Here is a 22668-nt window from a genome sequence, read left to right as displayed (position 1 = left end):
TCCGGAAACTGGCTTCGAAAGACACGCTTTCTCAGCCAGGGAGACGAACGGACATGAAGAAGCCATCCGCGAAAATCCGCGACGAAATTGCCAAGCTGCAGGAACAGCTCAAGATCGCCGAGACAAGGGAAGCCGAGCGGATCGGCAGGATCGCGCTCAAGGCGGGACTGGGCGAAATCGAGATCGACGAGGCGGAACTTCAGGCAGCGTTTGAGCAACTGACCAAGCGATTTCGCGGAGGGCAGGGCGCTACGACCGGAGGGAAGAAGGGCCCCGGCGACAGCAGCGGACAAGCGTCGACCGCGGCGGACGCGTCTGGCGCAGGCACGGGCAGCGGTGGTGAGGCTTGAGCGAATGGCGAGAACGATGACATCCGACGCCCGCAAGAAGGACACGCGCGAAAAGATCGAACTCGGCGGCCTGATCGTAAAGGCCGGTCTGCGCTACGAGAAGCGCGCGCTGTTGCTGGGAGCGCTCATCGATGCCGCCCGCCGGATCAAAGGCGACGAGGGCGAGCGGTCCAGGCTCACGGCAATCGGCGTGGAGGCCTTCGGCAATGACTATCAATAGGTTTGCGCTCGTCGTCGTACCAGGGACATTGATGATCCTGGTCGTCATCGGAATGACCGGGATCGAGCAGTGGCTTTCCGGTTTCGGTAAGACCGAGGCCGCGCGACTGGCGTGGGGGCGGGCGGGCATCGCATTGCCCTATGTCGCCGGTGCGACGATCGGAGTTCTGTTGCTGTTTTCGAGCGCCGGTTCGATCAGTATCAAGCAGGCAGGTTGGGGCGTCGTCGCGGGATCGAGTGGGACAATCCTGGTCGCAGCAGTCCGTGAAACAATGCGCCTTCCCGCTTTCATGAAGTCGGTACCGGCCGACAAGACGGTCTTGGTCTTTCTCGATCCGGCGACGTCGATCGGCGCGAGTGCGGCGCTCTTATGTGCCGGCTTCGCGCTTCGCGTGGCGCTCATCGGCAATGCGGCATTCGCAAGGGCCGAGCCGAAACGCATTCAGGGCAAGCGAGCGCTGCATGGCGAAGCGGATTGGATGAAGCTCACAGAGGCGGCAAAGTTGTTTCCCGATGCCGGTGGCATCGTCATCGGTGAGTGCTATCGGGTCGACAAAGACAGTGTCGGGAGCCAAGCGTTTCGAGCCGATAGCGCCGAGACGTGGGGCGTCGGTGGCAAGTCGCCGTTGCTGTGCTTCGATGGCTCGTTCGGCTCGTCGCACGGGATCGTCTTTGCCGGTTCCGGCGGTTTCAAAACGACGTCGGTGACGATCCCGACGGCACTCAAATGGGGCGGCACGCTGATCGTGCTCGATCCTTCGAACGAGGTCGCACCGATGGTCTCCGTGCATCGCGGCGGAGCCGGAAGGGATGTATTCGTCCTCGATCCAAGGAAGCCTGACATCGGTTTTAACGTGCTGGACTGGGTCGGTCGTTTCGGCGGGACGAAGGAAGAGGATATTGCCTCGGTCGCCTCCTGGATCATGAGCGACGGCGGAGGCGTGCGTGGTGTCCGTGACGACTTCTTTCGCGCATCGGCGCTGCAACTGCTGACGGCGCTGATCGCCGATGTCTGCCTGTCCGGCCGCACGGACGAGCACGACCAGACGCTTCGGCAGGTGCGCATGAACCTCTCGGAGCCGGAGCCGACATTGCGCAAACGGCTGCAAGACATCTACGACAATTCGGGCTCGGATTTTGTGAAGGAAAACGTCGCAGCCTTCGTCAACATGACGCCGGAAACTTTCTCCGGCGTCTACGCCAACGCGGTCAAGGAAACACACTGGCTTTCCTATCCGAACTACGCGGCGCTAGTATCGGGAAAGAAGTTCGCGACCAACGACATCGCGGCCGGCAATACGGACGTCTTCATCAACATAGACCTCAAGACCTTGGAGACCCATTCCGGTCTTGCGCGCGTCATCATCGGCTCGTTTCTGAATGCGATCTACAATCGCGACGGACAGATCAAGGGGCGCGCCCTGTTTCTCCTCGATGAGGTCGCGCGCCTCGGCTACATGCGGATCATAGAGACGGCACGCGATGCCGGTCGCAAATACGGCATCACGCTGACGATGATCTATCAGTCGATCGGCCAGATGCGCGAAACCTATGGCGGTCGCGACGCGGCAAGCAAGTGGTTCGAGAGTGCCAGCTGGATTTCGTTTGCCGCGATCAACGATCCAGAGACCGCCGATTACATCTCCCGACGCTGCGGCATGACCACGGTCGAGATTGACCAGGTGAGCCGCAGTTTCCAGGCAAAGGGATCATCACGAACACGCTCGAAGCAGCTCGCTGCCAGACCACTCATTCAGCCCCATGAAGTTCTGCGCATACGCGCCGACGAACAGATCGTCTTCACCGCAGGAAACGCGCCGCTCCGATGCGGACGAGCCATCTGGTTCCGGCGCGGCGACATGAAGGCATGCGTCGGCACGAACAGGTTTCACATGATCGGCGATACGCCAAAGACTGCATGATCCAAGCCGGCGCGCAGTGCAAGCAAGCAAGGCTGATCCAGGAAAATGAAGAGTATCGGAGAAATCAGCATAGCGACGCCCGACGGGCGGGATTTCGGGAATTCTCGTCGTGCGACGGGCGGGAAACAGAGCAGCCGCAGGAGCCTCAATATAGTGGCCCGAAGGGGAGGCGGGATCGACTGCTCCCCGCCCCTCGCACACCATTTTGGCGGCAACACCGCAGCCCGGAGACAAGCTCCTCCGTAAACGCAGATGAAACCGGGTCCGACATAGGGTGAGGCGAAAGAAGGGATCGGATAGTGGCGAAATCGAATATAGTTCCGTTCAGAAAGCCGCCAAAGGCCGGACGCGGTCGCGATCGGCAGCGCGCGGGTGGAGCGCTGCTGAGATCTGGGCAGAACAGACGGCTTAAACGCTCAACGGCAGTTCTATGCACCGTGATCATTGCTGTTGGAGGTTGGCTTGCCTATGGCGGCGCCGACGCTCTCCCCGGCTTCGCCACTTTGGCCAAGACACCGACGACGGATTCATTGTCGGCGGCATTTTCGATCTGCGACGACAATCATCGAGCGAACTGCGTCGTCGACGGCGACACATTCTGGTTCGAGGGCCAAAAAATCCGCATTGCCGATCTCGATACGCCTGAACTCAGCCCGCCCCGCTGCGAGGCTGAACGGATCAAAGGTGAAGCGGCAAAATCCCGCCTCGTGACGCTGCTCAACGCGGGAAAATTCTCCCTGGCGGCCGGATTCCGTGACGAAGACAAGTACGGTCGCAAACTTCGAACGGTGTCTCGTGCGGGCAACTCGCTGGGCAACGTTTTGATCAAGGAAGGCCTGGCCCGGTCATGGGATGGCGCGCGACACGGCTGGTGCCAAAGCGGGCGTTAGCTAGCCATCGCTTTCCCAGCACGGGAGAGGGGGTTGGGGAAAGGCAGGAGGGAACCGTCCCCTTTCTCCATGGGAGGAAGTTTGAAGGAGGGGCGCTGCTCTTCCTTCATGGGGTGAGGTTTGAGAGGGGCGGCAGAGCCCCCTTTCATAGCCGCTCCGGCCGGTCGATCCGGCTGGACCGGCTCACGCGACAGGCAAAGACCAGAGGCGGAAAGCCGCCTCTGGTCCCGACCTCAATCGCCTGGGTCGAAAGGCTCTTTGTCCTCCAGGCCGATGTGCCACCGTTTGTCGGACCACAGCGACGGGAGGTAGATCTCGTCACCGCCGAAATGTGCGATAATGATCTTGCCGGCTTCGTGGAACAGACCGAGATCCACTTTATGCTCGATTGCCCAAAGCAGCGCCGCAGACAGAAACTCGCGCGAGATATCCGCGGGCAAATGAACTTCCGCATCGAAATTTCCGCGCAAGCGTTCAAGCCAATCCGGCTGTTGATCCGACCGCTTCTGGTCGTCTCCAATCTGGTGAGTCATTTGATGCTTTGTCATCAGGGTCTCCTTTTCGTTTCTGACGAAAGGTGTCCGCACCGTAGTCCGTGAGGGGTCCGGGACCGCGGAACGCGGCCGCCCTGCGGCGAGCGGAGGAACCGATTTTCTCTGTGCCGCTTGCGGCGTTGGGAAAATTGGGGGGGCCGCGATGTCCTTGACGCCGGAGTGCGACCTGAAAGTCGCATGAATCTCTGTTTCGAGAGGAGAACACGTGATGTGAACTTTACGAAACCGACCGTTCCATCGGTCGTTCCCTACCCGAACATGCGAAGTTGGCAACGACTCCGTGTGGAGCTTCGGGGACAACGTAACCACCGGGTGACCGGTCCACCGAACCGTGAGGCGAAGTGGAAACTGCCAGCACAAAGGCGGTGAGGTGCAAGGGATGAGCAATGACGACCAACACAAGTGAACTTCCGATAAACGCCGTAACAAGGAACAAGCCAAATGTGCTGATAGGCTTGAACCAAAAGGTGTGCAGCAAGGTGTGGTCCTTTCCGGTTGGACCTCCATGGACGGAAAGCTGCCGGCGAAAAGGAAGGGTCCGACTGGCTCTGAGATTCATGCGGAACAGGGTAAGCCCATAGCGCTGCCGGTAACGGCAGGCGAACCGTAAGGAACGCTGTTGGTGTTGTGGGTAAAGGAAGGCGGAGAAAGCGAAGGCCCGGCTGTAATGGTCGGGATACGGGCTGCAACATCGCCCGACACGAAAGTGGGCAGACTTCCGCTCGGTCATTCATGGCGAGAGAACATGACTAATTGCTGGACGAGGAAAAGCAGATGACGGCAATCGGTGCGAAAGCAGCGAATGCTGGTGCGTCCTCGCACGGAGGGCAGATTTGGGATCAGACAGACTGGTCGCAGATTGAAGCAACCGTGAAGCGACTTCAAGTGCGTATCGCCAAGGCCACTCGCGAATGCCGATGGGGCAAGGTAAAAGCCTTGCAACGTCTGCTGACCCGCTCGCACAGCGGCAAGATGCTGGCTGTGAAGCGGGTGACGGAGAATCGCGGGAAGAAAACGCCGGGAGTGGACGGAGAAATCTGGACAACCCCGGTGGCCAGATGGAAGGGAGTAATGTCGCTGCGGCATCACGGCTACCGTACCATGCCGTTGCGACGCGTTTATATTCCCAAGAGTAACGGCAAGAAGCGCCCGCTCGGGATACCCCGTATGCTGTGCCGCGCAATGCAAGCCTTATGGAAGCTTGCGCTGGAACCAGTGACGGAGACCTTGGCGGACCCGAATTCCTATGGATTTCGGCCCAAACGCTCGACAGCCGACGCCATTGAGCAGTGCTTCATCACGTTGGCAAGACGGAAGTCCGCCACGTGGGTTCTAGAGGGCGATATCAAAAGCTGTTTCGATGAAATCAGCCATGATTACATCCTCGAGCATATGCCTATGGACAAGGCGATCCTGCGGAAGTGGCTTCAAGCCGGATATGTTGAAGAGGGAACTCTGTTCGAGACGCGGGCGGGAACCCCGCAAGGGGGCGTGATTTCGCCCACAATCGCTAACAGAGTGTTGGATGGGCTTGAGGCCGCAGTCGATGCAAGCGTGGGATCGTCGAAATCCACGTACCGAAAAGCCAAGCCCCACGTCATCCGTTATGCCGACGACTTTATCGTAACCAGTGCATCGAAAGAGGTGCTGGAACACAAGGTCTTGCCGGCGATCAGGAAATACCTGGCTGTTCGTGGACTGGAACTCTCGGACGAGAAAAGCAGAATCACGAACATTGCGGATGGTTTCGATTTTCTGGGCCAGAATGTGCGAAAGTACAACGGCAAACTTCTCATCACGCCGTCCAAACACAGCGTCAAGGCGCTGCTGGATAAGGTCCGGAGAATCATCAAAGGCAACGCCGCCATCGCGCAGGAAGGATTGATACAAATGCTGAACCCGATCATTCGGGGATGGGCGATGTATCACCGCCATGTCGTGGCGAAGGCGACCTTCTCTTCGATAGACTTCTACATCTGGCGCATGCTCTGGAGATGGGCGTGCCGACGACACCCTAACAAAGGAGCACGGTGGATCAGGAGAAGGTATTTCAGGGTCAACGGTAGCCAGTCATGGGATTTCAGCACGGAGGACGCCAAGTATGGGCTTGTCCGTGCAGCGGCTGTCCCAATCAAGAGACATGCCAAAATTCCGGCGCTGGCTAACCCGTTCGATCCCACATGGGATGACTACCTCGCCCGCCGTCAGGACGCGAAACATACCGCCGGGGAGCCCGGTGTCACAACGTGGCGCTGGAGAATGGCTTGAGCCGGGTGCGGAGTGATCCGCACGCCCGGTTCTTAGGGGGCGGCGGGGCAGCAATGCCCCGCTGCTACCCGACACGGCGGGTGCAAAATGGGGTGTCAGAGAGAGATAGAACCGCGTCCTGTAGGGACGCGACCGCTTGCCATCTCCGATGGCCATGACCTTTTGGCTGTCTCCGGACAACAATTTTTGGAAGAGGCATGCTTCTTGCCGCGAGAGGATCGTAACCCGACAGGGCGGAGACCGCGTGCGGGCTCCGGTCGCAGCGCGACTAGAGCCGTGCGCCGTCGGCGCCTCGCTCGAGCGCCATTCTTCACGAAAATGAATCGGTCGCACTTGTAGGATTCACATATGTCGTTGGACGTGGCGACGCCGGGTGACGATCATGTCGGCATGATTTCGCAACCCTACCAGCTCTATGTCGAACGATCGGATCCAGCCAAGAACATGGCTCGGTATTATGCCATGGAGATCGAGCAGACGATGTTCGGAGAGGCTTGCCTGATCCGGCGATGGGGAAGGATAGGCAAGCGCGGGCAGGAGAAACATCATGTTTTCGAACGGGAAGAAGAAGCGGTTCGCTTGTTCCTTGAGCTGTTGAAGCAAAAACGTGCTCGCGGCTATCGGCCCAGAACAACTCTGCGATATTTGCAAAACTGACCCAATCGTCTCCGATCTCTCAAACGGCGAAACAGGGGCCGCCGAAGCGGCCCCTGTTGGCGCGTTATTCTCGCCGGTTCCAGTCGGTCTCGAACGACGCCCCGATCTCGACGAAGAACGGGATCTTGATTGTGAGCTTGAGACCGAGTTTCCCCTTGCGGAAGAAGTGACAGATCACCTTGCCGAGGACGCGGAGCCGACGGCCGGTGGCGGTGAGGAATTGAGCGAGCTGTTGCACGGTATTTTCTCCCTTCGAAATGCGGACATCGCGGGGATGGGCCGCATGACCGACAAGGAGGGGCGCACCTCAAAGGCTGAAACGGAGGTGGAGGACCTGCCGGCGCCTGAATTTTGCTCCCGCGAGGAGCCGCAATGCGGCGGGGAAAATTCTGGCGCCGGCAGTTTGCGGCGCGACGGACGGGATGCAGCATCCCATGTCGATGACAGGAGATCGAAAGGAAAGTTGCAGCGGATCGCTCCTCTCCGTACTGTGGATGGCGGCGGACTGGCAGCGCCGGTGATATGCCGTCCTCAGAAGGGCGGCTCGGCCTCGATGGAACCGTCCTGTTCGGCAAGCACGACGATCAGCTCGGCCTGGGCGATTTCAAGCTCGGCCTCGATCTGGCGGCGCTCGCTGGGCTCAATGCAGGCGTTCAGCTCGGCGCGCAGTTCTTCGATTTGTTGTTCGATCGTCATCGTCGTCATCTCCTTGATGTCTGAGAAAGATGACGCCCGCCGGCGTGGAGTTGGGTCAGGGTCAAGGATCGCGCATGCGACCGCCAGCGGCGGCGAGTGGGGGAGCCGAAATGCGCCAAGCATTTTGGGGGGACCGCTCGTCCTTGAGGCTGGCCCGGCTCCACGGCACGATTGGCTTGATATGAGCAGACCCCACTTCCCCGTATGGCACCCAAAAAGCTGGAAACGGGCTCGACGCCCGTTGCCTGCTTTCTCAAAGCGGCCCGTTGGCCCCGCCTTAGGCGGCGGGGCCTTGGTGGGATCTCAATCCCGGTTGGGGCGGGACCAGATCAGCTGGTAGCCGTCCTCGCCTTCGACCTCGGTGAGCGTTGCGTAGATCGGCGCCGGGAAGCTCGGGTCGTCCAGCTTGACCGAGAGGTAGTCGCGGTCGGTCTCGCTGGAGCGCTTCTGCCAGGCGGCACCCAGCTCGACATTGCCGGCGTAGATACGGAAGTGCGGACCCTTGTCGGAGGGGTTTTCGATGCGGGCGATGCGGGCCTTGACGTTGAGTGCGAGGGTGCGGATCGAGCCGGTGAAGCCGCTTTCGGTGGAGGTGAAGGTGCCGATGGTAGCCATTGTCTGTTCCTTTCTTTCGGTTGTTTCGGGCCGCGCCCTTCGCGGCCTCGATGGCTGTCGCAAGGATCGGGGACGATCGGACCGCACCCCGAAGGGGCTGAAACGAAGAGGAAGGCGGCCGGGAGCAGCTTTCTTGGGCCGCGAGGAATGCGAACGCAGTTCGCAGGGGAAGAAAGTTGCGGACGGCCGTTGCGGGAGAACGATCGAGGCGAAGCCGGTCTCCGATCAGACATGCCTCATCGAGCCCGCGGAGGACGTGGCCCATGACAGCGGTGTGAGGAACAGGTCGATGGCGCCCTCGCCAGTATCGTTGCCCCGGCGGAACAGCCCGGTCGCGAAGCCGTTCCTCTGTCTCTAAGTCTTAGCGGTGACTTCGGATACGACAAACTCGTCCAGCCGGGCAGTTGCCTCCCGTTATCAACGCGATATTGTCGGGCCGAGATTCGTCGCTTGGAGGATCTATGCGTCAGCAGACAAAGCCGTTTACCGTCGAAATTAAGCAATGCCGAAAGCTGAAAGCCGCCGATCGGAAACCATCGATCTGGGGGAAGCTGGACCTCACGTCCGATCCGCATGCCCTGGCGGAGAGAGAGCCGAATGAGCTGTTGGCCGTTGCGGGTGACAACGACCGACCTTAGTGTCTCCTACGCAGCCGCTCTGTTGTCGGCCTGAACGCGCTGGAGTCCGTGCAGAAAGTTGACAGAACGCTGGGCATGTGCCGCGGCTTGGAAGATAGCCCGCCTGTCGTCGGATAGAACCTTCAACCACGAGCCGAGGTAAGACGCATGGTCCGGCCGTGGCTCCAGCTCCGGTGCGATCCCGAGATCAGCGCAAAGGAAGCAGCTTCCAAGTTCGGCGATCAGTTCTTCGCGAGCCCGCTCGCTCTTGTCTTTGGCATATCGGCTGAGATCGCGCCCGACGCGATCGGCGCGCGCCGTCCAATGGCAACTTTCGTGACTCAGGGTTGCCACGTAAGACGCGGCGTCGCGGAACGTCTCGAACTGCGGCATCTGGATGTGGTCCGTGACTGGCGAATAATAGGCCTGCACCCCACCATGGCGGATGACTGCGCCGGTGTTGCGGAAAAAGCGATCGGCGTGCTCCATGCGCTCGTCAGGATCGAGCACCGGACCGGGTTTGTGATGGTACGGCTCCGGCAGCCCGTCGATCTGCTCGATGTTGAACACTGTATATGCTTTCAGAAACGGGATTTCCCGGTCGACTTCTCCACCATTGCCGTCCGCCTCGGACTTGGTGAAGCGGCTGGCGAAGACGACCGTCGAACCGGTCTCGCCCTTGCGCACAGCGGCTCCGAGTTCGAGCGCCTGCTTGAAGGTCATCCACATGGGTGAGGTGAAGCCGCGGGCCATTCCCTCCGACCATAACAAGAGAATATTCATGCCCGAATAGGCCTGACCGTTGTGGCGCAGCGGTCTGGTAATCCGGCGATCCGTGTTGGCCGTGTGCCAGGGTTTCATCCAGGGCTTCACGCCTTTTTCGAGATCGGCGACGATCCTATCCGTGATCCGCGCATAGATGTCGGCGCGCTCGCCTTCGGCTTTCCTGCTCATGGCCATTTCCTCCGTTTTGGAGCCGCGCCAATCGCGGCCCCGTCGCGGAGGTCCGAAAGCAGGACCGATCAGGCGGTCGGCCGCACCGGAACGGCCGGAACGGAGAGAAGGACGGCGAAGCCGTTGCGGCAGGCCGCCGGCTCCTGCAGGACCGCCGACCGGGACGGGACCGCGTGGCGGGCAGGGTCCTTCCTCTTCCCTCTCTCTTCCATCGGATGACATGGAAAAGGCCGGTCCGAAAGGAACCGGCCTAATCAGAGAGACGGAAGAAGAAGCGGAGCCGAAGCTCCGCCCGAAACGGCTCAACCGAGAGCCGCCATCTGCGCCTCGGCCGCCTTGCGGTCGAGCGACTGGCCTGGGTTTTCGACCGGGCGGTCGAAAGGCTTCCAGGCTTCGCCGATGACGTGGCCGTAAGCTGCGACTGCGCCCTCGGCGGCCATCCGCAGCGCGTGGGACTGTATGCCCATGTCAGCGGCGAATTCACGCTTGCGTTGGGCGGCGCTGTCGTAGCCGACCGGGCCATCGAGATCCTCGTCACGGGCATCGTTTGCCGATTTGGCGGTGGCGTCTCGCGCCTCGGAGACTGCCCGACTGTAGAACTGGCCGGCTCCGTGCGCCGAGCCGACATAGGCTCCGACGATGCGCTGGAGATGGATCTGCATTGCCTTCTCACCGAGGCCTTCCGAGAGGCTGTCGGCGGTCTCAATGATCAGACGCTCGTGGAGGTCACGGATGCCGTCGCTGTCGCCCACCGCGGTCCCGAAACTCTCGGCGATCAGCATTGCCTGCGTGGTGTCCGGGCAAGTGAGCCTGACCATTTCAAGGGTGGCACGACGCGGGCGGCAGGTCGATTGGTTGCGGGCTTGGCCATGGGATCTTCCTTTCGTGGTTTTCACCGAAGCGGCTCCGGCCCCTGCCGGTCTGCCCTTCGATGCGGCGACAGGAACCGGTTGAGGACGGGCGCTTTCACAGGTCCGGGACGGCCGGACGAGCGAAACGGGTTTGCGGACAAGCGGGGTAAAGCCCTGCGAAGGGCGCGAACCCGTTTTGCGAGGAAGGCTGCACCGGCCGCTCCGCGGCGCGCCAGCGGCCTTGAAACGACCGGCCGCCGGTTCAGACCCCAGCGAAAACGAAGGGCAGACCGGCGGGAGCCGGGCTAAGACTCCGAAACCCGGGGGAAAGAACCCCTTGCGACCGACAGCCCGCATTCCTCCTCCAGCACATCAGCTCGCACTAAAAACGCGCCCTCCTGGCAAGGCTCACGCCGCCGCGCTGTCTGCGTCATCGCACGGCGCAGGCCCCCGGCTCCGTCAGGATCAGGTTCCAGCCTTCGGAAAGTAGACTTTCCTCGGCACCGATGCTTGCCAAACGCCCCCGCATGGTCAGATCTCCGGCCTCAGATTCGCCCCGCAAGCGACCCCATCATGGAATCCCATGCATCGGCGGCCGGATCAAGTGCTGCCTGCAACGGCTCGAACTTCCTGCGGGTGACGGCGCGGGCAAGCTGGAACTGCACCGACTTCGCCACCTCCGAAATGCGCCCGGCATGCTCTGCGGCAGCCGCGAATTCACCAGGGGAAAGCCAGGTGAGATGATCGGCCGCCAGCTCGAAATTGGCGCCGACCTGGCGAAGCGTGTTGAAGGCGTATTTGTGGAAGAAGCCGAACGGCTGTTCCGCCACCGCTTCGACCTGTTGCGGAAAGACGCTTGCAAAGGCGCGGATCGGGTTCTCGCGGGGACGCCGGGCAAAATGAAAACCGGCAAGCCGTCGCGCGGTCGCGCGCAGATGCGCTTCGTCGGCGGGCTTTTCCGGAAACCGGGCAAATTCCGTATAGGGCAAGAAGGGTGGGTCGTTCTCCGTCAGCTGCTGCTGGAACAGCCCATCGAAATCCTCGCCTTCGAGGCGGAAATAGCCGGCATTGTGAAAATACTCGACGCGCTTTGCCGCAACATCAAGCCGGTTGACCGCAACCGTCGTCTTGCCATGCTCCTGCCGGTAGGCGGTGCCGCGCGTATCCGGCATGTAGAAGGAATCCATTTCGATCAGGCAGAGACGGCCCCGCGCGATCTGCACCTCGACATGGCGTTCGACACTGTCGTAGATGGCAAGCTCGGTCGCACGAATGCCGTAGAGCGCTTCGAGATCCTCAAGCGGCACCTTGAAGAAGGTGAACTGGTCGCCCTCGAAATCCTGCGTCAGGGTAAAACCCAGCATCGCCTCCGGCGCAACGCCTGATGTCGCCAGAACCTCGATCCAGAGATCGACATAGCAATTGGTTTCCGGCCAGGCGCGCTCACCGGAATGCAGCGCATGCGCCCGGTAGGTTTCCGGGTCGATTCCCGAAAATACCCCCGAAAATACCGATGTCATCGATTTGCTCAGCCCCATAGCGCTTTCCGGACGCTGGCCGGCCATTGCTTTACGTCGAGGCCGTGATGGTGGAAGAGGGCGAGCGCGATGCGCTCCAGGCCGAAGCCGACGCAGGCGGTGTGCGCGACGCTACCGTCTTCGAGATTGAGAGCCCACTTCAGGCCGAAAGAATCCTGATGGTAATTGAAGCTCATGCAGGCCGTCGGATTGGCGGTCGACGTGATCGGGATCAGCAGTTCGAACTTCAGGTTCTGGTCGCGCTGATTGTTGACCATCATCTTGCCCGCACGGCCGAAGAACGGGTCGTTGGCAACATCGATGGTCACATCGAGGCCGACCTGCTTCATCATCTCGACGCCGCGGTCCATCCATTTCTGGCGAAAATCGGTGACGTGCTGCTCCGTTCCCATGCAGACATATTCGCGCATGCGAAATAGCTGCTGGCGGGCAGGGTCCTTCGACGGCTCATGGCGGAAGCAGTAGGACTGCAGATCGAAGAGGCCTCCCGTTTTCGGCAGGTTGCCGCGCTTGGCAACCGTCGGATAGAGCGGGTAGCAGGCGGCCGGCGTCAGCACGATATCGGTCGCCTTCTGATCCTTGGTCCAGTCGTCGCCGACCTCCATGCATTCAAGCAGGCTCATATGATCGAGCTCGCTGCCGCAGAAGCTGTGCACCGTGCCGGCAAGCTGCGGAAAGCTCTTCATGTAACCGCTCTTTTCGAAGAGCGCGCGGTTCATGCCGGGCGGGAAACGCATCGCCTCGGCGCCGTCGGCGCCACCGAATGTATCGATCAGGCGTTCGAAGGCGGCGATGACATCTTCGAACTGGCCGCTGCGGCCATAGAGACCGTCAACACCGGTATCGATCAGCAGGCCGGACTCGAAGAGCCGGTCCAGGAACGAGGTCTGCATATCCATGACTTTACCCCAGTAGGCTAGTGTCCTGCTTGTGGACGAGAAGCATGCTCGACGTATTGCCGAGGATGCGGTCGTTCGAGATCATGAGCTGAGCGGAATGGGCGTCGCGCAGATGGCGTCCGAGGCTGAAGGGCGTGCCGTTCTTGTAGCCCATGATGCCGCAGATCAGCATCGCATGGTTGACGATCTCCAGGATCGTCTCGGAAGAGGCGATCTTGACGTTGTTCATCGCCACCGCAAATCCCATCGACGACAGCCTGTCCGGATCTGATTTGGCGTCTTCATAGGCCTTGAGGCCGGCAACGACGTTGGATTTCACCATTTGCAGGAGGTTCGAGACCTCGGCGAGGCGCAGCGCGCCCGGCGGCTGGGCGTCCGGCGCCTTGCGGGCAGCGGCGCGCACGAAGGCCTGGGCGCGCGCAACAGCATCGACCGCGATGCCGTACCAGACGCCGCTCCAGAGCAGATGCGAGGAAGCGAGCATGGATTGCGCCGCGATCTCGGCGAAAGGCTTCGGCAGGATCTGTCGCGCCGGCGCCCGGCCCTTGAAGAGGAAGCCGTCGGAACAGGTGCCGCGCATGCCGAGCGTATTCCAGGCATGCGTCTTCTCGAGCGTGTACTGGTCCTTGAGGAAGGCCGTCAGCACCTGATCGGAGGAAGCCGCCTGCGCGTGGGCACGCGAGGTGATGAGAATGGCGTCGGCGTGCGAGCCGTAGGAAATGACGGTCGCATCCTTTTCGAGGCGGCACGTGTCGCCATCGACCTCGACCGCACAGATGCTGTTGCGCAGGTTTCCGCCGATACCGCCTTCGGTGGTGGCGGATGCGATCAGCAGCTGTTCGGCGGCGATGCGGCGCATGAAACCGCGATGCCATTCGCTGTCGGCGCCGTGTTCAACGAGGCTCGACAGCTTAATGTGGTGCATGGCGAAAACCATGGCGCTTGCGGCGCAGGCCTGGCCGAGCATCGAGCACAATTCGGCGATCTCGGTGATCGAGGCGGATTCGCCGCCGAGATGGCGCGGCACCTGGATGCCGAGCAGCCTTTCGGCCTTCATCGCATCGACGGCTTCCCGAGGGAAGCGGGCCTCGGCATCAACGGTATCCGCGTGTTTCGCCGCAATTTCGGCGACACGGGCCACCCTTGTGACAAGACCGTCCTGCATGATCTTGACGGGGAAATTCATCAGGTGACCTTCCGGCTGTCCCGGACGAGATCGACGGTCCTGGCAATGGCCGAGATGCTCGCGAAGGATTTGCGGTCCAGGAGATTGTCGGGAAAATCGATGTCGAAGGCCTCTTCTAGGCCAAGCATCAACTGCACAGAAGCAAAGGACGTCAAACCTGCCGCATAAAGATCGGCATCGTCGGCAACCTGGTCGATCGACACAGGAAGCTTGCCGAATTTGGCTACGAGGTCGCGGATTGCCTTATTCATCCCATCACTCCAAGATTCTCATGATCCCGAACCGGCGTTCATCGGCAATCTTTCGCCAGCAGCGCAAGGTTCGTATTTGCAGCCTTGTACAGGAATCAGGTCGAGCCGCTTTGATTTCGGTCAATCGTGCGCCGGAAACATCAATAAAAACAACTGCGCCTGGCACGCTCCTGAACCCTCGCATCACAAACGATTGTCGGGCCACGGGGCTCTCCTCTCAAGATCCATGCCAAATCGGCTGGCCTTATTGAAATGTCATCAGTTCCAGCGGTTTTGACGCAAATGCAGCCCCCCGGGATCGCCCAGTGTGGCGCGGGTCGACCCGACATATTGGCCGTGAGTTTAGTGACCTGCGGGATCGGTTGTCGCGTAAGATCGGGCTAGCCGAGCGGGTCTGGTTTCTCTCGAACGAGATCCTTGATCTTCGGCTTCAGTTCGGCCGTTGTAGAACATCGCGTTAGATATACCCGCTTGGGCTGCGATGCGCCGGCTGCTCCAGAACAACGGCGAACTGCGCGGGCGGGCGGGACGTGCCGTCGACCCCGGCGACAATCGAGCCGAGCGGGGGCAAGATCCTAAATCAAGGACGCAGACATCTTGGTTCTGCTGTTTTGAGTATGGAAACAAAGGCGCCGCCGGTGATGGCCGGCGGCGGTGTCAGTCGAAATGAATTGAGGAGATTGCTACTCGGCGGCGATCCCGTAAGCGGTCTCGAGGCCATTGGCGCCGGCGTCAGCGTCGGCTTCGTCCAACTCTTCGTGCTCGGCGTCCGCCGCGTTGCCGTCGTCCTCGGCTCCCGGAACACGCGGATCCATCGCTTCGTCCTCGACCGACGGCTCAGCCTCAACAACGGCGCCGTCCTCGCTGCCGCCGGCCAGCCAGTCGAAGGGGGCTTCGCCGTCCTCGCCACCATGTTCCATGTTCTTGGCAAGCCACTCGGCCAGCTTTGCGTCCTCGGGTGCGAAGAGGGCAGACGGATGTACGCAGCGTTCATCCTTGAAGTGCTCGACAAGGGCAGCGAGGGTGTCCCTGACACGCGGGCGGGGAACGACACTCGTGCCGCCGCAGGACGCTTCCAACGCCGGGCGGGAGAGGCACGCGAGGAATTGCTCCGTGCCCATGTTCGGAAGATAGGTGTCGGCGCCGATGGCATCGCCGGCGATCCGGGCGGCAATGCCGCTGTCCGTGCGGTTGGTCCGCGCCGACAGTGCGTCGATCAGGGTCAACCTGGCCACGACACGAAGCGTATCCGTGGCGAACTCCAGCTTGCCGCTTTCACCGATCAGCCGGGCGGCGTGCCGGGCGAAACGCCTGGAGCCGTAGAGATGGTTGGAGGTTTCGGAGCCGGAATCGACCGAGACGTTCTGCCCGGCGAATGCGAGGACGAGCAGCGCCATGAGCGTATCGTCCTCGATCGGCGCTCGTGCCAATGCCTCGTGCAGAGCGTCTGTGCGGAAATCGCCGATCATGTCGAGGTCGTTTCGAGTCACGTCGGGCCGGGTCTTGGCTGCAACGTCGATACCCTCGTTTCCGTCCTCGCCGCCGAGCGCGGTCGGATCGGCGCTGCCCCTGACTTGTCTGACCTCCGGCATCCGGAAGTGAGCAGTCTGCACCTTGCCGTCACGGTCGAGATACATGGCGGTGCAATCGCCATTGCCGGGCTTGCCGTAGACGCGCTCCGCCTTCGGCGGCAATTGCGGCTGGCCGAAATTGCTAACTTCGACGATGGCGCCCTTCTTGGGAAGATTGCTAATCATCCATTCCTGCTGCGCACCTCGGAATGCTTCGACGTTGGTGGTGTAGCGGTTATCCTCGTCGGCCGGTCCGAACAGGTCTTCCGCCCACTCGATGCCGTAGGCCTGGCGGAGATCGTCGCCGAAACTCGCATCGCGCGCGAACATGGGGGTCTTGGTGAGGCCGTTGGCGATCGCCCACCAGGACGCCGTGTCACCCTTCTTCGGCTTGTGGGCCTTCCAGACTTCCTTCTGGTCATCGAGTGACGCCGCGGAAATCGTGCGAAGCTGCTGCTCGCTCGGCATGTCGCCCCTGGCCATGTGATCGAGCATCGCCGGCAGCACGTTGGCGAGCAGGCGAAGCTTGCGGATTTGTCTCACCGGCAGTGCCAGCGCGACCGCAATCGCCTCCTCGGTCCAACCGAGTGCAATGAGGCGCTCGATGCCGCGCCACTGGTCGACCGGGTTGAGCGGCTCGCGAGCGATGTTTTCGATCATCGAGCGCATGGCGCCATTATCGTCGGCCGCCTCGACGACGATGACATCGATTTCCTCGATGCCGGCTGCGATGGCCATGCGGGTGCGCCGGTGACCGGCTTCGATGATATAGCCGTTGCCGCCGGCTTCGGCAAAAATCACGGGCGGCTGGATGACACCGACGGCCTTGATGGTCGCGAGCAGCAGCGCGTCGGCCTGGGGCGTCGACTTCGACTGGCGCGTGTTGTCGGGGTTGTCCTTCAGTGCACGCGGATCGACCTTCATGAGTTGCATGGGAGTGTTCCTTTCCGGGGATGCGGACCCGGCCCGCTGCCGGTCCTTCCTGTCTTCATTTTTTCCTGAAGACATCTCCCGGACCGCAAAGCGGCCCGACCGGCGCAGCTGCGGTCGAGCAGCCCTGCCGCGAAGGACAAGCGGGGCTAACAGCCCTGCGAAAGGACGAGTGGCCGGGATGCGGAGGCGGCGGTTGAGCGACAGCGGCGGTGGGAGGACCGATCTGCGACCGGTTTTCCTTCCCTTTCCCAACTTCTTCTGATAAGCGCTCTGCTACAGAGCTCGCAATCTGGTTGCGAGGGAACAAAAAAATGGGCCGTCGGAAAAACCGAGGCCCATGAAGTGTGAAGGTCAAAAACCTCCAGAGGGGAACAGCTGTTGCGGCGGCACTGGGAGGAGACCGCCATGTGCATCAGCTGTGTACACTATGATCATTTTTTGATCAGATGGGAAACACTTATTGTGCAATGCACCTATGCGCATGCTGCGCTGCTTCCAAGATCAAGCTGATTACGTGGCAGAGGTACCTGCCTCGCGCGCCTCGGCTGCGAGTTCCGCCTCAACGTCCCGAAGCTGGCGACGCTTTTCGCCCAGGTCCCCGGCAAACGCGAATTCGCCACACTCACGGGTTTGGTATGAGGCAAGACGTCTGCGCGCCTCCTCCAGCCGCTGGCGATAGCGTTCCCGCTCCCCGTCGCAGTCGTCGAGCGCGTGCTCAAGGCGGGAGACCGCGCCGAGCGGCGTCACCGTGACAGCGAGATCGATCTCGTAATCCGCGCCCGTGCGCTGAAGCATGGTCGTGTAGCGATAGCCGTCAGACCTGCCGAACCGCTCGCCATCATAGACGAGATCGAAGCCACCAATGGAAGCGATGACGATCTCACCCTCCTGTTGAAGCTGGACGAGGGTAAGGATTTCCTTCATCAGCGCGCGGCCGGCTTCCTTTCGCTCGTCGTATGAAACGCCCGTGACGGTCATCGTGAAGGCATCTCCCGCAGTCGGAACCAGCCGTTGGATATCTTTGCCGATGTCGCAGATGCGCCGGGTCGACACCTCAATGTCGCGTTCGGCGTCCCGGACCTGCCGGCGCACTGCGAACAGGTCGTCATCATGGGCGGCGCGTAACCGCTCGAGACGAGCGATATCGGCTTCGAGACCAGCCTTCTGCATCAGGCGCTCGTCGCCCGAGGCAATCGCCTTGGCCATGGCGAACTGGTTGGCCTGGCCTTCGCCGAGATCGTCCAGCCTGCGGATCGATGTATCGCCGGAAAGAGCCGCAGCGATGAAGCGGGCCTTGCGTTCGTTGTTCTACCACATGGAGGCATCAAGTGACCCTTGCGTGGCGTAGGCGAAGATGTCGACGACATCGTGCTGATTGCCCTGCCGGACGATGCGGCCCTCGCGCTGCTCGATCTGTGACGGCAGCCACGGCACATCAAGGTGATGCAGCGCCTTCAACCTGAGCTGGGCGTTGACGCCAGTGCCCATGGTCTCAGACGAGCCGATCAGGAAGCGAACCTTGCCCGAACGGACGTCACCGAACAGTCGCTGCTTGGCGTCGGTCTTCTTGAAGTCTTGTATGTAGGCGATTTCCGAAGCGGGCACGCCCATGCGGATCAATTCGTCACGAATCCAGCGATAGGCGCTGAAGCTTCGCGTCTTCTCGACATTGATGGTGCCGAGATCGGAGAAGATCATCTGCGCGGCGCCCGGAAGCTCGTAGGGCTTACCGTCACGACGGACATAGGTGTTTTCGCTCGTTTCCGTCCAGATGCGAAAGGCGTTATCGATGAGGAGATTGAGCTTGTTGTCTGGCTCATTATCGTTTGCCGGAATGACCAGGCGCAGGTCGATCGCCGCGTGGCGGCCGTCGGTGATGACGGACAGTAGGATATCGTCACCGGGCTGGGCTGGCCCCTCCCGCATCTCGATTGCCTTGATGCGGCTGTCGAGGATCTGCTGATAGAGTTTGAAGGCCGGCGTCGGCTTGGCCGTGAGAATTTGGCGCCGGCCGGTCGAGAGGTCCGGAACCTTCACATATTGTTTCAGGTCCTCCGGCATCACCACGTCGGCGAAGGAGCGGAACATGGCGATCAACTCCGGCACGTTGACGAAGCTCGCAAACCGGCTGACCGGCTAGTATTTGCCGGACGGCTGGATTTCGAGTTCGGTCGTCGTGTCGCCGAAGGTCGAGGCCCAGGCGTCGAATTCGTGAAGCCCGCGTTCGCGGAGCGCCTCGTGGCCGAGCAGGCGCTGGATCGAGAACATCTCACCGAGCGTGTTGGTGATTGGCGTGCCGGAGGCCAACACCAGCGCGCGGCCGGGATTCTTGGTCTCGATATAGCGAGACTTGACATAGAGGTCCCAGGCCCGCTGCGATCCGTTCGGGTCGATGCCTTTCAGTGTCGACATATTCGTCGCAAAAGAGAGTTTGCGAAATTCCTGCGCCTCGTCGACAATGATCTGATCGACGCCGATTTCCGAGATCGTGAGAAGGTCGTCCTTGCGGGTCGAGAGCGCTTCCAACCGCTCTTGCAAACCTTCCTTCAGGCGCTCGAGCCGCTTGCGCGACACCCGATCCTCGCTGTCCACCTTGGTCAGAAGATCCTCGTAGAGCTCGAGCTCATCATGGATCATTTGGCTCTCGAACACCGACGGAACGGCGATGAACCTGAAGGCCGAATGGGTGATGATAACAGCATCCCAGGTGGCCGTGGCGGCGCGCGACAGGAAACGTGCCCGCTTGTCCTTGGTGAAGTTGGTTTCGTCGGCGAGGAGGATACGGGCGTTCGGATAAAGGGCGAGGAACTCGCGCGCTGCCTGTGCGAGGCAATGGCCTGGCACAACCAGCATCGCCTTGGCGATCAGGCCGAGACGGCGCTGCTCCATGATTGCCGCGGCCATCGTCATCGTCTTGCCGGCACCGACGGTGTGAGCGAGATAGGTCGAGCCGGCGGAGATTATCCTCCAGATTCCGCGCTTCTGGTGCGCGTGAAGCTGGAAGGCACCGCTGGCGCCGGGCAATTTCAGGTGCGAGCCGTCGAACTTTCGCGGCGCGATATTGTTAAACCGGTCATTGTAGACTCGCGCCAGCCGGTCGGTCCGATCAGGATCGGTCCAGACCCAGCGCTGAAATGCCTCTTTGATCTTCTGGAGCTTGTCGCGGGCTGCTTCGGTATCGACGACGTTCAGAACGCGGCGTTCACCCCCAACATCCCTATACACGTCGAATATCTGCGGAACCCGACTGTTCAGCGCATCGGCCAGCAGTTCGCCGGCGTGACGGCGGCTTGTGCCCCACTCGGAGGTGCCGCCGGCGCTATAGCCAAACTGGCGTGCCTCGACGGTCCATGACCCGAGTTCCGGCATATGGTGGATCCGGATGTCAGCATCCATCGTTTCCTTGACGAAGGCGACAACATCGGAGGCCGGAATCCAGGGTGCACCGAGGCGGGCGGTGATATCCGACGGCCGGAGGTCGGCCGGCTGGACGTCCTGCAACGCGCGGACATTGCGCTCAAAAGCCGGATCGAGAGCAGCGGCCGCTTCGGCGACCATGAGCTTGGTGCGGACCGAACCGGAGAGATAGGCGTCGGACGTCAGCCATGACCCGCCGGCTGGATCGCGGAAGATGGCGTCACCGAGTTCCCCGATTACAGCGTCGGGGTCGCGATGCAGCAGCTCGGCAATATGGTCGAGATCGACGCGGCCACGCTCGTTGAGAACGACGGCGAGCGCGTCGGCTGCCGAGGTTATGACGGGCGGTGCCGGAGGAGAGATGACCCGCTCGGAGAAGATCGGACCGGGCTTTGCCGTATCGGTTTCGAGGTCGTAGTCCTCGATCGAGGCCACCAGCCTGCAATCCGGGTCGTCCAGGAACGGCTGGAGATTGGACCGGCGATGGGTTTCGCGGACCTCGCCGGTCTCATCATCCTCCGAGATCGACGCCGTCGTGTGGTTGATCGGCCCGAAGTCGCGCACAAAACTCGACCAGGCGATGCGCAGCCGAACCTGCAGTTCCCGCCACGGCTGGTCGCATTCCTGCGCTTTCAGCACCTCGCGCACGGCGTCGCGGATCGGAATCAGCTTCTTGATGATCCGGACATGCTTTTCGCTTAAGCCGTCGCCTGACCGGCTTTTCCGCACCGAAACCACGAGCGGTGCTCCGTCGATCATTTGCATGAGGCCGTGCCTGACGTCGATGAAGAAGCTGCCCTCGCGGACCTTGTCGTTGCCGTAGCGGAGATCGACGATCTCGCCCAGTTCCTCTTCCAGATCGATGTCGATCTGCGTCGGCTCGCCGTCATACCGATTCTCAGGCAGAAGAGCGATCACGGCCTTCAGTGCCGTTTCCAGGTCTTCACCGGCGCGTGGCCGGCACGTATCGGTCTCGCCGAACGGGCCAGACGTTAGGGCGTCTCGCCGAGCACGAGATCCGGGTGCTCTGCGAACCAGCGGTTCACGCAGATTGCACCGTCGTCGGATGTGGCCGGGCGCACCTCCTCCAGATCGAGCCACGACAGTTCGCCCTCCGGCTCGGCGATCCGGCGCTTGCGGAGGAACAGAATGTCCACCACTACATCCGTGCCGGCATCTGCCTGGAAGCTGCCCTCGGGCAGGCGGACAGCGGCGATCAGATCGGCGGATCTGGCGATATGCTCGCGGGCAGTCGCGTCCGCCTTGTCCATCGTGCCGGCGCTGGTCACGAACGCGGCGAGTGCACCAGGCTTCAAGAGATCGATCGACCGGGCGATGAAGTAGTCGTGCAGCCGCAGACCGAGCGGACGGTACTGCCGATCCGAGCGAACCGTGCGATCGGAAAAGGGCGGGTTGCCGATCGCGAGATCATAGATCGCGTTGAGTTCGGTGCGCGCGAAGTCGGCGTTGATGATGCGCGCCTTCGGCTGAAGCAGCCGGACAATCCGCGCCGTCACCGGATCGAGTTCGATCCCGGTAACATAGCTTGTGTCGCGGAGCGCCGTTGGCATCAGCGCCGGAAACAGGCCCGTGCCAATTCCCGGCTCCAGCACGCGGCCCCCGCGCCATCCGAGCCGCCGCAAGCCCGCCCAGATCGCGCGGACGATGAACTCGGGAGTGAAGTGAGCATACTGGGTGCAGCGCGCGAGCGAAGCATAGTCGGCATCGGTGACGGCGCTTTCGAGCGAACTGCCGAGGTCGTCCCAGCCTTCCCTGAAATCGACTTCGCCTGGACGCCGGAACATGCCGTTTGCGAGTCCCGATGCCCCAAAACCGGTGAAGCGGATCAGCTTCGCCTGTTCATCGCGGGTGGCGGGTCGATCCTGCTTTTCGATTTCGGTGGCGGTCAGGATGGCCGCAAGATTTGCCTTCGCCCGCTCCTTCCAGGTCTCGGCCAAGCCGCGGTCGTCGCCGTCGTCGAGATAGAAGTTGGTTCGCGCGCCTTGTCTTCGCTTCGCCGGCCGCTTTGCAGCTGGCAGAGGCAATGCCGGCGTAGGGGAGGGCGGCGGTAGATCGGGATCGTCGTCATTGGCGGCGAAACCGCCAAACGCGGTGACGCCCAGGCCGAAGCCGGACGACAATGCGCTGCTGCCGAACACATCGAGGGTGAAGGGATCGTGGGACATGAAAGCTCCTTTTCGAGGATGTGCGCCATCGCCACGGAACAGGTCCCGTGGCTGCGAAGGCGGATGAAAATGAGTTGTGGAAATTTGGACCTGG

At 61.5% G+C, this 22668-nt stretch carries 17 protein-coding genes and 1 pseudogene; 6 read left to right on the top strand and 12 right to left on the bottom strand.

All coding sequences use genetic code 11. The features are described from left to right. Nucleotides 1–53: 53 nt before the first annotated feature. The 4 genes from traC to J2J99_RS30515 all read left to right on the top strand — a co-directional run bounded on the left by traC (nucleotide 54) and on the right by J2J99_RS30515 (nucleotide 3381). Nucleotides 54–350 (top strand): conjugal transfer protein TraC, encoded by a 297-nt coding sequence (traC, locus tag J2J99_RS30530; RefSeq protein WP_168301544.1) that lies wholly within the window; start codon nucleotides 54–56, stop codon nucleotides 348–350. 4 nt (nucleotides 351–354) lie between these two features. After that, nucleotides 355–570: a type IV conjugative transfer system coupling protein TraD gene (gene traD / locus J2J99_RS30525; protein WP_168301543.1), complete on the top strand. Its 216-nt coding sequence runs from the start codon at nucleotides 355–357 to the stop codon at nucleotides 568–570. Next, the gene (gene traG, locus J2J99_RS30520; protein WP_207601003.1) at nucleotides 557–2491 is read left to right on the top strand and encodes a Ti-type conjugative transfer system protein TraG; all 1935 of its coding nucleotides are present in this window, start codon (nucleotides 557–559) and stop codon (nucleotides 2489–2491) included. Before traD ends, traG begins: the two co-directional genes overlap by 14 nt. A 437-nt stretch (nucleotides 2492–2928) precedes the next feature. Continuing rightward, complete coding sequence (locus tag J2J99_RS30515) at nucleotides 2929–3381, top strand: thermonuclease family protein (protein WP_207601002.1); 453 nt, start codon at nucleotides 2929–2931, stop codon at nucleotides 3379–3381. A gap of 233 nt (nucleotides 3382–3614) precedes the next feature. On the opposite strand, the gene J2J99_RS30510 is transcribed toward J2J99_RS30515, so the two are convergent. Next, entirely contained in the window at nucleotides 3615–3929 is a 315-nt protein-coding gene (locus tag J2J99_RS30510) for a hypothetical protein (RefSeq protein ID WP_168302469.1), read from the bottom strand. Between the two features lie 780 nt (nucleotides 3930–4709). Here J2J99_RS30510 and ltrA point away from each other — a divergent pair. Both ltrA and J2J99_RS30500 read left to right on the top strand, forming a co-directional pair. Continuing rightward, nucleotides 4710–6203 carry a group II intron reverse transcriptase/maturase gene (gene ltrA / locus J2J99_RS30505; RefSeq protein WP_138396904.1) on the top strand — a complete coding sequence of 498 codons (1494 nt, stop codon included), beginning with the start codon at nucleotides 4710–4712 and terminating at the stop codon, nucleotides 6201–6203. 348 nt (nucleotides 6204–6551) lie between these two features. Then, nucleotides 6552–6860, top strand: a complete 309-nt coding sequence (locus J2J99_RS30500; protein WP_168301574.1) for a WGR domain-containing protein — start codon at nucleotides 6552–6554, stop codon at nucleotides 6858–6860. A gap of 64 nt (nucleotides 6861–6924) precedes the next feature. Here J2J99_RS30500 and J2J99_RS30495 read toward each other — a convergent pair whose 3' ends face one another. The 11 genes and pseudogenes from J2J99_RS30495 to J2J99_RS30445 form a co-directional block, all read right to left on the bottom strand. Next, nucleotides 6925–7098 (bottom strand): hypothetical protein, encoded by a 174-nt coding sequence (locus J2J99_RS30495; protein WP_168301575.1) that lies wholly within the window; start codon nucleotides 7096–7098, stop codon nucleotides 6925–6927. A 293-nt stretch (nucleotides 7099–7391) separates the two neighbouring features. Next, on the bottom strand, nucleotides 7392–7556 hold the full coding sequence (locus J2J99_RS30490; protein WP_168301596.1) for a hypothetical protein: 165 nt from the start codon (nucleotides 7554–7556) through the stop codon (nucleotides 7392–7394). A gap of 303 nt (nucleotides 7557–7859) precedes the next feature. Beyond that, nucleotides 7860–8171: a DUF736 domain-containing protein gene (locus J2J99_RS30485; protein ID WP_127431460.1), complete on the bottom strand. Its 312-nt coding sequence runs from the start codon at nucleotides 8169–8171 to the stop codon at nucleotides 7860–7862. A 644-nt stretch (nucleotides 8172–8815) separates the two neighbouring features. Continuing rightward, the gene (locus J2J99_RS30480) at nucleotides 8816–9742 is read right to left on the bottom strand and encodes an ArdC family protein (protein WP_205919195.1); all 927 of its coding nucleotides are present in this window, start codon (nucleotides 9740–9742) and stop codon (nucleotides 8816–8818) included. A 302-nt stretch (nucleotides 9743–10044) separates the two neighbouring features. Beyond that, complete coding sequence (locus tag J2J99_RS30475) at nucleotides 10045–10638, bottom strand: hypothetical protein (protein WP_246763173.1); 594 nt, start codon at nucleotides 10636–10638, stop codon at nucleotides 10045–10047. A 500-nt stretch (nucleotides 10639–11138) separates the two neighbouring features. After that, entirely contained in the window at nucleotides 11139–12131 is a 993-nt protein-coding gene (locus J2J99_RS30470) for a DUF1839 family protein (RefSeq protein ID WP_168301577.1), read from the bottom strand. Next, nucleotides 12122–13030 carry an amino acid--[acyl-carrier-protein] ligase gene (locus tag J2J99_RS30465; RefSeq protein WP_168301578.1) on the bottom strand — a complete coding sequence of 303 codons (909 nt, stop codon included), beginning with the start codon at nucleotides 13028–13030 and terminating at the stop codon, nucleotides 12122–12124. The genes J2J99_RS30470 and J2J99_RS30465 overlap by 10 nt, the downstream gene beginning before the upstream one ends. Before the next feature lie 4 nt (nucleotides 13031–13034). Beyond that, nucleotides 13035–14216, bottom strand: a complete 1182-nt coding sequence (locus J2J99_RS30460; protein WP_168301579.1) for an acyl-CoA dehydrogenase family protein — start codon at nucleotides 14214–14216, stop codon at nucleotides 13035–13037. Next, nucleotides 14216–14467, bottom strand: coding sequence for an acyl carrier protein (locus tag J2J99_RS30455; protein ID WP_131702460.1), 252 nt, complete (start codon nucleotides 14465–14467; stop codon nucleotides 14216–14218). Before J2J99_RS30455 ends, J2J99_RS30460 begins: the two co-directional genes overlap by 1 nt. Before the next feature lie 683 nt (nucleotides 14468–15150). After that, nucleotides 15151–16971, bottom strand: a complete 1821-nt coding sequence (locus J2J99_RS30450) for a ParB N-terminal domain-containing protein (protein WP_168301580.1) — start codon at nucleotides 16969–16971, stop codon at nucleotides 15151–15153. Nucleotides 16972–17481: 510 nt separating this feature from the next. Next, nucleotides 17482–22574, bottom strand: a pseudogene (locus tag J2J99_RS30445) (DEAD/DEAH box helicase family protein). Between the last annotated feature and the right edge of the window lie 94 nt (nucleotides 22575–22668).

The sequence above is a fragment of the Rhizobium binae genome (genome assembly GCF_017357225.1).
Classification (GTDB): Bacteria; Pseudomonadota; Alphaproteobacteria; order Rhizobiales; family Rhizobiaceae; genus Rhizobium; species Rhizobium binae.
This window is presented reverse-complemented; position numbering and strand designations above follow the sequence as displayed.

Excerpts from the sequence above, each read along its gene's own strand:
- traC (WP_168301544.1), top strand. The coding sequence starts at position 54 with ATGAAGAAGCCATCCGCGAAAATCCGCGACGAAATTGCCAAGCTGCAG.
- traD (WP_168301543.1), top strand. The coding sequence starts at position 355 with ATGGCGAGAACGATGACATCCGACGCCCGCAAGAAGGACACGCGCGAA.
- traG (WP_207601003.1), top strand. The coding sequence starts at position 557 with ATGACTATCAATAGGTTTGCGCTCGTCGTCGTACCAGGGACATTGATG.
- J2J99_RS30510 (WP_168302469.1), bottom strand. The coding sequence starts at position 3,929 with ATGACAAAGCATCAAATGACTCACCAGATTGGAGACGACCAGAAGCGG.
- ltrA (WP_138396904.1), top strand. The coding sequence starts at position 4,710 with ATGACGGCAATCGGTGCGAAAGCAGCGAATGCTGGTGCGTCCTCGCAC.
- J2J99_RS30500 (WP_168301574.1), top strand. The coding sequence starts at position 6,552 with ATGTCGTTGGACGTGGCGACGCCGGGTGACGATCATGTCGGCATGATT.
- J2J99_RS30490 (WP_168301596.1), bottom strand. The coding sequence starts at position 7,556 with ATGACGATCGAACAACAAATCGAAGAACTGCGCGCCGAGCTGAACGCC.
- J2J99_RS30485 (WP_127431460.1), bottom strand. The coding sequence starts at position 8,171 with ATGGCTACCATCGGCACCTTCACCTCCACCGAAAGCGGCTTCACCGGC.
- J2J99_RS30480 (WP_205919195.1), bottom strand. The coding sequence starts at position 9,742 with ATGAGCAGGAAAGCCGAAGGCGAGCGCGCCGACATCTATGCGCGGATC.
- J2J99_RS30470 (WP_168301577.1), bottom strand. The coding sequence starts at position 12,131 with ATGGGGCTGAGCAAATCGATGACATCGGTATTTTCGGGGGTATTTTCG.
- J2J99_RS30465 (WP_168301578.1), bottom strand. The coding sequence starts at position 13,030 with ATGGATATGCAGACCTCGTTCCTGGACCGGCTCTTCGAGTCCGGCCTG.
- J2J99_RS30460 (WP_168301579.1), bottom strand. The coding sequence starts at position 14,216 with ATGAATTTCCCCGTCAAGATCATGCAGGACGGTCTTGTCACAAGGGTG.
- J2J99_RS30455 (WP_131702460.1), bottom strand. The coding sequence starts at position 14,467 with ATGAATAAGGCAATCCGCGACCTCGTAGCCAAATTCGGCAAGCTTCCT.
- J2J99_RS30450 (WP_168301580.1), bottom strand. The coding sequence starts at position 16,971 with ATGCAACTCATGAAGGTCGATCCGCGTGCACTGAAGGACAACCCCGAC.